Source organism: Rhodopseudomonas sp. (assembly GCF_048594845.1).
Classification (GTDB): Bacteria; Pseudomonadota; Alphaproteobacteria; order Rhizobiales; family Xanthobacteraceae; genus Rhodopseudomonas.
The window spans coordinates 1-8,900 of the sequence record NZ_JBMDXE010000349.1; the positions used below are offsets into that span (position 1 = coordinate 1).

Genomic DNA, 8,900 nt, shown 5'->3' on the forward strand with positions numbered 1-8,900 from the left:
GCTGCACATCCTGTGGGCCAGCGGCATGAACCTGCTGTACGGCTACACCGGACTGATGCCGCTGATGTTCGCCGGTCTCGCCGGCATCAGCGCCTATACGGTGGTGGACCTGACCGCCGCCGGCTGGTCGTTCTGGCTGGCGCTGCCGGTCGGCGCGCTGGCGGCGTCGATCTCCGGCACGATCCTGGGCCTGCCGTCGCTGCGGCTCAAAGGCTTCTACTTCACCCTGTGCTCGCTGGTGATCCAGACGGTGGTCACCTTGGCGTTCGTGTATTTCGCCGGCCTGACCAACGGCGACACCGGCATCTCGCAGATCCCGCCGCCGACCTTCGCCGGCAAGCCGCTGATCGGCCTGTCGTACGATCTGGTGCTGGTGGCGGCCGCCGTGATCGGCGTCCTGGTGCTGATCGGCATCGTGCATTCGCCGCTGGGCCGCCGTTTGATCGCTATCCGCGAGGACGACGAACTGGCCGGGATGCTCGGCATCAACGTCACCGGCTACAAGATGATCGCGTTCTTCATCGGCTCGCTGTTCGCCGGCGTAGGCGGTGCATTGTATGCGCCGTATATCGGCTTTATCTCGCCGCGCTCGTTCGATGTGCTGATCAGCATGAATATCTGGCTGATGGTGGCGTTCGGCGGTCGCGGCACGATCTGGGGGCCGGTGATCGGAGCGATCCTGCTCGCGCCGCTGTCGTTCCTGCTGCAGGAATACTACACCGTGAAGGACGTGCTCTACGGCCTGTTGATCATCGTCGTTATCGTCGCAATGCCGGGCGGCATCGCTAGCGGCTTCCAGCGCAAGAAGCGCGAGGCGCCAGCGGCGGTCGGCGTGTCAGCCTCGCGCGGGGGAGCAAAATGAACGACATCCTGCTCGATGTGAAGGCTGTCTCGAAGCGGTTCGGCGGCGTCGCGGCGCTCAAGGGCATCGATCTGGTGCAGCACCGCGGCGAGACGCTGGGGATGATCGGACCGAACGGCTCCGGAAAGACCACTTTCGTCAACGTGATCTCCGGCCATATCAAGCCGAACAGCGGCAGCGTAACGTTCGACGGCGAAGCGTTCGGTGGCAGTAATCCGTTTCGCATCGCCAAGGCCGGCCTGACGCGGACCTATCAGGCGGTGAGGGTGTTCGGTGAACTCACCGTTCGCGACAACGTCGCCACCGCGCTGGTCGACGCGCGCGACCCGGCCTCGCCAGATTCGGTCGCTGAGATCGCGGACTGGCTACGGATCAGTCATCGCTTCGACACCCGCGCCGGCAGCCTCACCTTGATGGAGCAGCGCCAGGTCGAGTTGCTGATGCGCCTGGTGCAGAAGCCGAAGCTGATGATGTTGGACGAGCCGGTCGGCGGTCTGTCGTCGGCCGAAGTGCGGACTATGATCGGTGTGCTGTCGGAGCTCAAAGGCCGCTGCACCATCTTCGTCATCGAACACACCATGAAGGTCATTCGGGAACTCGCCGACAAGGTCGTCGTACTGATGGCCGGGGAGAAGCTGGCCGAGGGGCCGCCGGCGCAGATCCTGTCGGACCAACGCGTGATCGATCAATATCTCGGAACAGCAGATGCTTGAAATCAAGGACCTGACGGTTCGCTATGGGCCGTTCCTGGCGGTCGATCATCTGGCGATGAGCGTCGGCAAGGGCGAGATCGTCGGCGTGGTCGGCCCCAACGGCGCCGGCAAGTCGTCGATCGTCAAGGCGATCGGCGGATTGGTCGAGCCGAAGTCGGGACGACTGACCTTCGACGGCAGCGAGTTGCAATCGGTGCCGACGCATCGGCGCATCAAGCTCGGCATCTCGATCGTGCCGGAAGGCCGAGGGTTGTTTCCGCGCATGTCGGTCGAGGAGAACCTCGTCATCGCCGGCGACGCGCTGGGTAACGGCAAGCGGGTGCAGCATAATATCGAGCGCTGCTACACGCTGTTTCCGATTTTGAAGGAGCGGCGCTGGCAGGCCGCCGGGACGCTGTCGGGCGGCCAGCAGCAGATGGTGGCGGTGTCGATGGGGCTGATGCCCGATCCGCGGCTCTTGATCCTCGACGAGCCGTCGCTCGGCTTGGCGCCGATCGTGATCGGCGAGATCGGCCGGGCGTTGTCGCAGCTCGGAGCCGAGGGCCTCACCGTCGCGCTGTTCGAGCAGAACGCCAAGCTGACCTGCAGCGTCGCCGAGCGCATCTACATCCTCGCCAGCGGCGCGGTGCGTCATCACGACCGCGCCGAAGACCTGCTGAAGAACCCGGAAATTCTCGACCATCTGATGTAGCGGCTGCGAACCGGCCCTGCGGCCGAGCGTCTGTCCCCTGAGTTGAAAGGCGAAGCTATGCGAATTGGTGTTGCGGGCTTGGGCCGGATGGGCAGCGCCATCGCCCAGCGCCTGATCGAAGTCGGCCACGAAGTCGTGGTCTGGAATCGCTCGGCCGAGAAGACCCAGCCGCTGGCCGAGCGCGGCGCGACGGTCGCAACCTCGCCGAAAGATCTTGCCGAACGCGCCGAACTCATCATCACGCTGCTCACCGACGCCGCGGCGATCGAGCGCGTGTTCGACGGCGGCGAGGGGCTACTTGCGGGCTCCGTCACCGGCAGGCTGTTTGTCGAGATGAGCACCGTGCAGCCGTCGACCGAACAGGCCCTTGCGCAGCGCGTGGCTGCCAAAGGTGCCACGCTGCTGGAATGTCCGGTCGGCGGCACGGTCGGGCCGGCGCTGAGCGGCAAGCTGCTCGGCTTCGCCGGCGGTGCGCAGGCGGATTTCGACCGGGCTAAGCCGGTTCTCGATCAGCTCTGCCGCCGTGTCGAACTGATGGGGCCGATCGGCGCCGGCTCCAGCATGAAGCTGGCGATTAATCTGCCGCTCGCGGTGTTCTGGCAGAGCTTCGGCGAGGCCTACGCGCTGTGCCGTCACCTCGGCCGCGATCCGGCTTGGATGGTCGAGCTGTTCGCCGAAACCTCCGGCGCACCCAACGTCCTCCGCGCGCGGGGCTCGGCCGTGGCGAAGGCGCTGCAATCGCAAGATTCCGGCTCGGCGACGTTCGATTGCGACTCGATCCGCAAGGACCTGCGCACCATGGTGGCCGAAGCGCAGGCGCTCGGCTTCTCGCTTCCACTCGCGCAGCAGACCCTGACGGTGTTCGATCAGGCCAGCCAGGCCGGCTGGGGCGGCCGCGATTGCACCGAGCTGCCGGCTTATTGGTCGACGAAGCGTTCAAGCTGAGGAAAAGTAATGGAGCCGATTCCGACGATCGATGGCCACCACCACATCTGGCGGCTCAAGGATCTCACCTGGCTGTCGGGCCCGCAGGTGCCGCGGATCTTCGGGCCTTACGAGCCGATCTGCCGCGACTACACGATCGACGAGTATCGGTCCGACGTTGCGGCCTGCAATGTCGTCAAGTCGATCTACGTCCAGACGAACTGGCCGGCCGGCCAGAGCCTCGACGAGGCGCGCTGGGTGCAGTCGGTCGCCGACGCCACCGGATGGCCGCACGCCAACGTCGCGCATGCGGACCTGGCTGATCCTGCGGTCGGCGATCTCTTGAACGAGTTAAGACGCCTGCCGCTCATCCGTGGCATCCGGCAGCAGCTGCATTGGCACAGCAATCCGCAATACAGCTTCGCGCCGCGCCCGGACGTGATGAACGATGCCGACTGGCAGCGCGGCCTCAAGCTGGTGACGAAGCTCGGCCTGGTGTTCGAGCTTCAGGTCTTCACCAGCCAGATGGCGGACAGCTTCCGCCTCGCTCGCGCATTTCCCGACACGATCTTCGTGCTGGAACACGCCGGCATGCTCGAAGACACCACGCCGGCGGGCTGGCAGGCTTGGCGCGACGGCATGGCGGCTTTGGCGGAGTGCCAGAACGTCAACGTCAAGCTGTCGGGCCTCGGCACATTCGAGCACGCCTACCGTCTCGAGTCGGTGGCGCCGATCATCAAGCAGACAGTGGAGCTGTTCGGCGCGAGCCGCTGCCTGTACGGCAGCAACTTCCCGATCGAGAAGCTGTGGACCGACTACACATCGCTGTATCAGACGTTCCGGCGTGCGATCGAGCAGATGACCGAGGCAGAGCAGAACGACATCATGTTCAACACCGCAGCGCGTCTCTACCGGATCTAGGTGCACGAGGGCGGTCGGCTCGCTCGTTCTGAATGACACGACGTTGAAACGTCCAATAACAAAGAACGTCATCACCCGCGTAAGCGGGTGATCCAGTATCGCAGTGCGTCGATCCGTGATCGATGCGGACGATACAAGCTGGCGCTCTGGAATACTGGGTCGCCCGCCTGCGCGGGCGATGACTGGGGAAGCGTTGGGCTAAGCGGCTCGGCCTGTCGCACACTCAAATGGCGTCTCCACACGCACATCCTCATGGTGAGGAGGCGCGTAGCGCCGTCTCGAACCATGGGCCGCGAGTCGCGCGTTGCCCCATCCTTCGAGACGCCCGGCTTCGCCGGGCTCCTCAGGATGACGACTCAGTGCGAGTGGACAGGGCGATCGCGCGTCAATCAGTCGATGAATCGCTTCAGTTGCGCGCTGTTACGCGCGTGGCAACTGCGCTCAGCGCAGCGCCGCGGTGGTGAAGCTGGTGGTCGACACCGTGCTGACCGCGGGGCCGCTGAAGGCGTCGGCGTAGAGGCCCGGATGCGGATCGTCGCAGAACGTCATGGTGACGGCGACGTCCGGTTTGGCGAAGTGCTTGCTCAGCAGAGTCATGTCGGCGTCGCCGATCGCGGTCGCGGCGGTGGTGACGGCGCTCGGCATCAGGATCATCGCGCGCATCCAGACGTCGCTGTCGCGGCTGCCGGCGGCGGTGATGCGGGCCGAATTGGCGACCAGGCCGCCTTTGGCCTGAACGGTCTTGCCGACCACGGTATCGATCTTCGTCGACACGACCGGATGGCGGGCCAGCGCGGCTGAGCGGATGCCGCTCGGGATCGGTGCGCTGGCGGTGACGACGTGGGGATGGGCTTGCGGCTTGGCGGGCTTTTCGGCGGTGCTTGACGCGAACGCCATGGCGTTGAGCGGCGATTGCGGGTCGGCGGCCTCGAGCGCCTGACGGGCGCTGATCGCGGCGACTTGCGCCGGACTGGCCTGCTTCGGCGCGACCGGGATGTCGTCCCAGAAGCCGCGGGCGTTGATGATGTCGGCCGGGGTCTGCGGCTTCGACGAATCGGCTTTGGCGATCTGTTTTTGCGCCGGCTTGGCGACCGGCAGCGGCACGCTCTCGTCGGCGGAGGCGACCTGGACCGGGGCAGCCTGCACTACAGCGGCCGGCTTGGCCCGCGGCATCGGCACGGGTCCGCTGACAGCGAGTTTGTCTTCAGCCGCCTGAACCTCGGCGACCTTGATGTCCGGCAGCTTGCCGACCGGCTTGGCGGCGGTCGCAACCGTCGTGGCGGTCGCCGTGGCTCCGCTCTCGTCCTCGTCGTCAGCCGACTTGCCGCCGAACAGCGCCGTCAGGAAGTTCGGCTTCGACGAGCCGGCATCGCTGCCGCTGCCGCGGCGCTGAATGTCGGCCATCGCCAGCTCGTAGCCACGCAGCGGCTTGCCGTCGGTCGGCACGTGCACGGTGCGGCCATCCGGGAAGACGCGGGCGAGCTGATCCGGCGTCATCCGCGGCCAGTGACGGATTCTGCCGGTGTCGAGATGCACGAAGGGCGAGCCGGAGGTCGGATAGAAGCCGACGCCGCCGCGCTGAAGCCGCAGCCCGGCGAAGCGGATCTTCTCCAGGGCGACGCCCGGGATGAAGAAGTCCATCGCATGGCCCATGGTGTGCTGGCTGTGCCGCGCCACGCCGGACGAGCGGCGACGCAGCATGGCGTTGGTGCCGGGCGAGCGATAGGCGGAAATGATCTGGATCGGCTGCTTGCCGTCGACGTCGCGATAGACTTCCCAGATGATGTCGAACAGCGTCCGATCCATCGTGATCTGGTCCTGGCTGCGCCAGTCCCGCAGGAAATAGTTGAGCTTCTTCAGCGACTCTTCGTCGTAGCGGCCGTTGCGCTTGAAGGTGACGGTGAGATCTTCGCCGGAATGCGTGTGGTGGAACGAGAGGGTGCGGGTGTCACCGACCGCGGATGCGTCCTGAACCGAGCCGGCTCCCGCGAACAGAAGGGCGGAAGTCAAAGCAGCGCCGGTCCCGATTTTGGGCAACGACACAGATTTAAGACGGCGCAGTAGTCCAGCCAGCACGAGAGAGCCCCACCAGAAGGACGATCGAACGGAAACCCTGTCCGCAACCCCAAATCGGCGTGACAGAGTGATTGCACCGTCAACGGAGTCTTATCGAACCGAAAACGACGCCCGTTTCCCCAAGTCGATCGTCAACCATAAGCTGCGGACTATGGCGAAATCGAGCCCGCTGCCAGCATCCTGATGGACAATGGTTAATAGAAAGGGCCCATCCGAGGATGAGCCCTTGTTCCAATTCGGCTTTTTGACTTAACGCCGGAACCGCCAATCAGCGGGTGAAGCGCTGCTGCCGACGATATTCCTGCGGCGGAGGCGACGGCGGGCCGCCGAACAGCCGTTCGAAGAAGTTGAAGCCCGAGGACTGGGTCGAGCCGGTGTAGTCGCCGGCGACGTTGACGCCCGGCGGCATCTTCGGACGGGCGTAGCTCGGCTGGGCGTGGGCGACCACGGCCTCGAGATTCTTGCCCTTGTCGTTTCGCAGCAGCGCCAGCATCGCGGAGTCGCGGCCGTAGATGTCCTTGCGCAGCTCGAGCTTGCCGTGGTCGTCGACGAACGCGGTCTGGTAGGTGATGTTGACCGGGATCGGAGTCGGGAATTTCAGGTCGACTTCGTTGCGGCCGTACATCGAGCGGATCTTGGCCGGGGTGTAGTCCTTCTCCGGCATGGTGATGTTGAGCAGCGCGGCGGCGTACTGATCCGGGTTCTGCACCCGCATGCAGCCGTGGCTGAAGGCGCGCTCGTCGCGGCCGAACAGGTTCTTGTCCGGGGTGTCGTGCTGATACACCAGGAATTTGTTCGGGAAGTTGAAGCGGACGCGGCCGAGCGCGTTGCCGTCGCCGGGCGGCTGCGAGATGTGCACGGTGCCGTCGCGGTTGCGCTCCAGCTTCAGGCCCATGCGGTCGAGAACGGTCGGATCCTGGGCCAGCGCCGGCAGATACTCGTTATTGATGATCGACGGCGGCACGTTCCAGGTCGGGTTGACGGTGATGTACTTCATCGTCTCCGTGAGCAGCGGCGTCGCATGCTTGCCCGGCTTGCCGACCACGACGCGCGTGGTCCAGACCTGCCCGCCGTTCTGCATCAGCTTCAGCGTGTAGTCCGGAATGTTGAGGATCACATAGGCGTTGCCGAGCGACGGAGCGCCGAGCTGGCGCGGCAGCCAGCGCCAGCGTTCCATGTTCACCAGGATGGTGTCGATGGTGCGGTCGCGCTTCGGCGTGTTCATCGCCTTCACGGTGCGATCGTCGAGCACGCCGGTCGGCTTCAGATCGGCAGAGCGCTGGAATTTGCGCACGGCGTTGGCGACGTCGGCATCGTAGGTGGTGCTGTCGGCATTCTCAGTGACGCCGAGCTTGGCGCGCAGCTGCGGCACGCGCGGATCGTCCATGGTCACGGCCGCCTGCTTCTTGCGGGCCGGGACGTATTTCAGTGTCTCGCCCTCGGCGATCTTGGCGGCCGGCTTGTCGCCTTCGCCACGCAGTTCGGCGAGCTTCTTCTTCAGCTCCTGATACAGCTTGTGCGGCGGGTTGTAGCTGTCGAGCGCGGCGGAGGCGTCCTTCGCGGTGGTGACGTTCGCGAGCACTTCGGCCGGATCGATCGGATGCTCCGGATACTGAATGTCGGCCGACACCTGCGACCAGTGCATGCGGCCGCTCTGCGCCTGGCGCGCGTAGTCCATCATGCTTTCGGTCAGCCGCAGCTCGGCTTCGGCGAGCGCGTCGGGCGTCGTCGCAGCGGCGAAATCCGGCACCGGATAGTCGGTCGGATCGAGGCCGTCCGACGCGGCGTCCTTCAGCCGGGCGATCACGCCCTTGCCGGCGGCGGTCAGTGCGCCGGAATTGGTCCACACCGGCGCGTATTCGCGGGCTTCATAGAACTTCTCGACCGCGGCGCGCTCGGCCTTGCGGTCGAAATACTTCGACGCCTTGGTGGCGATCGTTTCCCGCAGCTTGTCGGCGACGCCCTGATCGGCGGCCGGCACGTTGCTGGCGGCCTTCTGCGGCTCCGCCGGCTGATCCTTGGTGGCCTGCTCCTTCACCGGCTGCTTCGCAGGCTCGGCGGCCGGAGCCGTGGCGGTTGCAGCAGGCGCCGGCGTGGCGGGCGCTGCTTCCGGTGCTGCGGCGGTGGGAGCGGGGGCAGGCGCAGCGGCAGGCGCGGCCGCGCTGTCACTCTTGGTTTCGACCGGAGCCGCGGTCTTGGCTTCGGTGGTGGCGTCCGGCTTGGTTTCGGTCGACGGCGTCGCGGGCGTGGCGACGGATTCGGGCTTGAAATCGCCGATCGACGGCGGCGGCACGTCGGCCGGCTGCGGCACCGGTACGGCGGCGTCGATGGCGAGGTCTGATGCGGATTTCGGACTGGTCTGCGCGATCGCGGAGGTTGCCGACACGGTCAGGAAGGTCGCCGCAACGGCCATCAGCACGCCTTCGAATCCGCGGCGGCCAGTCGAGTGATCTCGCATTCGTTCACCCCTTGGGAGAAGCTGCCCGCAGGCAGTATTGCCGGATCGACCCGCACGGTGGCGGCTCGACGTTTTTTATGTGGCGCGGACGTTACACGCGCTCTTTCGGAGCGGCCAGCGCCGGTCAGGTAGATTCACGACAAACTGACCACGTACACCTTGGCGTACAGAACCTTGCCGCTCTGCACGCGGTTTTGCCACGGGTCGCCCGCTTTGTCTGTCACTACGCCGCAACGGTTCAAAATGTTCCGGCAG

General features: G+C 65.7%; 7 protein-coding genes. 5 read left to right on the forward strand and 2 right to left on the reverse strand.

The features are described from left to right. The 5 genes from ACOJTD_RS23735 to ACOJTD_RS23755 all read left to right on the forward strand — a co-directional run. Nucleotides 1–862 (forward strand): branched-chain amino acid ABC transporter permease (locus tag ACOJTD_RS23735; RefSeq protein ID WP_420135305.1); only part of this gene is annotated, 862 nt, incomplete at its 5' end. Beyond that, nucleotides 859–1,575, forward strand: coding sequence for an ABC transporter ATP-binding protein (locus ACOJTD_RS23740; protein WP_420135306.1), 717 nt, complete (start codon nucleotides 859–861; stop codon nucleotides 1,573–1,575). The genes ACOJTD_RS23735 and ACOJTD_RS23740, both read left to right, overlap by 4 nt. Continuing rightward, the gene (locus ACOJTD_RS23745; protein ID WP_420135307.1) at nucleotides 1,568–2,266 is read left to right on the forward strand and encodes an ABC transporter ATP-binding protein; all 699 of its coding nucleotides are present in this window, start codon (nucleotides 1,568–1,570) and stop codon (nucleotides 2,264–2,266) included. The genes ACOJTD_RS23740 and ACOJTD_RS23745 overlap by 8 nt, the downstream gene beginning before the upstream one ends. 57 nt (nucleotides 2,267–2,323) lie before the next feature. Further along, entirely contained in the window at nucleotides 2,324–3,211 is an 888-nt protein-coding gene (locus ACOJTD_RS23750) for an NAD(P)-dependent oxidoreductase (RefSeq protein WP_420135308.1), read from the forward strand. A 9-nt stretch (nucleotides 3,212–3,220) separates the two neighbouring features. Further along, complete coding sequence (locus ACOJTD_RS23755; protein WP_420135309.1) at nucleotides 3,221–4,111, forward strand: amidohydrolase family protein; 891 nt, start codon at nucleotides 3,221–3,223, stop codon at nucleotides 4,109–4,111. Between the two features lie 441 nt (nucleotides 4,112–4,552). Here the strand turns inward: ACOJTD_RS23755 and ACOJTD_RS23760 are convergent, their stop codons facing one another. Further along, a complete protein-coding gene (locus ACOJTD_RS23760) occupies nucleotides 4,553–6,187 on the reverse strand; it encodes a DUF882 domain-containing protein (protein WP_420135310.1) in 1,635 nt (544 codons plus the stop codon). A 268-nt stretch (nucleotides 6,188–6,455) separates the two neighbouring features. Continuing rightward, complete coding sequence (locus tag ACOJTD_RS23765) at nucleotides 6,456–8,645, reverse strand: L,D-transpeptidase family protein (protein WP_420135311.1); 2,190 nt, start codon at nucleotides 8,643–8,645, stop codon at nucleotides 6,456–6,458. Nucleotides 8,646–8,900: the final 255 nt, after the last annotated feature.

Bases quoted from the DNA above. Each gene is read 5' to 3' on its own strand.
- ACOJTD_RS23745 (WP_420135307.1), top strand. From the start codon at position 1,568: ATGCTTGAAATCAAGGACCTGACGGTTCGCTATGGGCCGTTCCTGGCG.
- ACOJTD_RS23740 (WP_420135306.1), top strand. From the start codon at position 859: ATGAACGACATCCTGCTCGATGTGAAGGCTGTCTCGAAGCGGTTCGGC.
- ACOJTD_RS23750 (WP_420135308.1), top strand. From the start codon at position 2,324: ATGCGAATTGGTGTTGCGGGCTTGGGCCGGATGGGCAGCGCCATCGCC.
- ACOJTD_RS23765 (WP_420135311.1), bottom strand. From the start codon at position 8,645: ATGCGAGATCACTCGACTGGCCGCCGCGGATTCGAAGGCGTGCTGATG.
- ACOJTD_RS23755 (WP_420135309.1), top strand. From the start codon at position 3,221: ATGGAGCCGATTCCGACGATCGATGGCCACCACCACATCTGGCGGCTC.